Genomic DNA, 861 nt, shown 5'->3' with positions numbered 1-861 from the left:
ATTTTAACCATATACGCAATTGTATAGAGTTAATTAAAAAAAACAATAGATTTTTTTAATTTTAAAATCATAAGTAACTAATTATGACGAAAAATATCATTGCGACATTGCAAGTATTGCAATCTGAGTTTGGTCTTAATCAAAAAGATCTTGCCGATAGATTAAATGTAACCCAAGCGACCGTGTCAAGATGGTTAGGAAGTGAATCAGATCCCAGAGGTTCACACAGAGACGCAATTTTAGAACTTTATAAAAGCTTAAAAGGTTATAATCAAATTACTACAGTTGTTCCTGTTATGGGGTATGTAGGAGCAGGATTAGAGATTGATACCGATGTTGAGCAAATCCCAGAAGATGGGCTTGAAACAATCGAAATACCATTTGATTTGCCTTTTGAAACAATAGGATTCATGGTTCGTGGAGATTCCATGTATCCCGTGTATAAAGATGGTGATTTAATCGTAGTTAAACATCTGCAAACAAAGCCAATGAGCGATTATTACGGTGATGAAGTTGTCGTTCTAACAGAAGATAATAGGCGTTTTATCAAACAAATTACTCGCTCTTCAGAGGGCATTGTACTCAAATCATGGAATGCGCTACCAATTAAAAATGCAAAGATAAAATGGGTTGGAGAAATAGTTGCAATATTACCGCGCAAATCCTATCGTCTACTTATGAAATAATCCCAATAAAGTTTTTGATTCTATTGCTTGTGAAGATGGCATTTAAGTGAAAATGCAAAAAAAATGAAATATATGCGATTTTTTGCTTGCTTGTATTTATACATTTACGTATAAGTAATTATACAAACCACGCACAAACAATCGCCAAGAGGCGTTAGGGAGGAAAAATTATGGA

Annotated in this window: 1 protein-coding gene; it reads left to right on the top strand. The window is 33.7% G+C overall.

Annotated features, from left to right (window positions below; all coding sequences use genetic code 11):
- The first annotated feature begins 83 nt into the window (after positions 1–83).
- Positions 84–686: a S24 family peptidase gene (locus ACFIL8_RS11360; RefSeq protein WP_375613929.1), complete on the top strand. Its 603-nt coding sequence runs from the start codon at positions 84–86 to the stop codon at positions 684–686.
- Positions 687–861: the final 175 nt, after the last annotated feature.

Source organism: Bartonella sp. AP57NXGY (genome assembly GCF_042195805.1).
Lineage (GTDB): Bacteria > Pseudomonadota > Alphaproteobacteria > Rhizobiales > Rhizobiaceae > Bartonella.
This window is presented reverse-complemented; position numbering and strand designations above follow the sequence as displayed.

Bases quoted from the DNA above. Each gene is read 5' to 3' on its own strand.
- ACFIL8_RS11360 (WP_375613929.1), top strand. From the start codon at position 84: ATGACGAAAAATATCATTGCGACATTGCAAGTATTGCAATCTGAGTTT.